The organism is Streptomyces cahuitamycinicus (assembly GCF_002891435.1).
Taxonomy (GTDB): Bacteria; Actinomycetota; Actinomycetes; order Streptomycetales; family Streptomycetaceae; genus Streptomyces; species Streptomyces cahuitamycinicus.
This window is the reverse complement of the sequence record NZ_POUC01000910.1, coordinates 1-803: the sequence shown is the minus strand read 5'-3', so window position 1 is coordinate 803 and position 803 is coordinate 1. Positions and strand designations below refer to the sequence as shown.

Annotated in this window: 1 protein-coding gene; it reads right to left on the bottom strand. The window is 75.5% G+C overall.

The genetic code is table 11. The annotated features are described in order from the left end of the window. Positions 1 to 42: 42 nt before the first annotated feature. Positions 43 to 801, bottom strand: a complete 759-nt coding sequence (locus C1J00_RS47520; protein ID WP_245936762.1) for a hypothetical protein — start codon at positions 799 to 801, stop codon at positions 43 to 45. Positions 802 to 803: the final 2 nt, after the last annotated feature.

Below are 803 nucleotides of genomic sequence, written 5' to 3'. Positions count from 1 at the left end.
CATGCGGTGAGTATGCGGTGAGTGTGCGGTGCGGTGGCGTGGTCAGGGGGTCCGCTGTTCGGTGCCGGTCGCGGCCAGCGTCTCGGCCGGGGTGTTCACCGGCCTCGGTGTGCCGGTGAGATCCAGGACGAACAGCGGGACCCCCAGGGCGTCGGCGCGGGCCCGGGCGTCGTCCGCGTAACCGGCGAGGGAGAAGTAGAGGCAGTCGGCGGACTCGGTCATGGCCGTCAGCCACAGGCACTCCACGTCCCGCAGACCTGCCGGGCGCACGGCCGGGTCCACCTGCGCGACGACACCGCGGGCGGCCAGTCCGATACCGGACGGGGGCCGCTGGTCCGCCCGCCGGACACCCCGGTATCCGAGTCGGCGCAGATACAGCGCGGTGGCCGTGACGGCGTCGAGGGCGGTACGGATGGTGACGGAACTGAACGGAGGCCGGGCGGAGTCGGCGTCGCTCGTGGCGGTGGCATCGGTGGCATCGGTGGCATCGGTGGACGCGGCGCCGCAGGCGGCGGATGCGTCGGCTGTGGCGGTCTCGCGCGGGTCGGCCGGGGGGCGGGGGCGCGGTGCGGCGTCCGTGCCGTCCTGGCCGTCCTGGCCGTCCATGCGGTCCCGGCTTCCCCTGCAGTCGTGGTTGCTCGTGCCGTCTCGGGCGGACGTCGTCTCCCGGGCGGACTTCCCGTCCTGGCCCACCGTGTCCCGGCCGGTCGCCGCGCTCTCGGCGGGCGACGTCCCACCGGTCGCCGGGTCCTGCTCCCCGATGCCGCCGGGGCCCTCCACCACCGCCACCCGCAGCACCACCC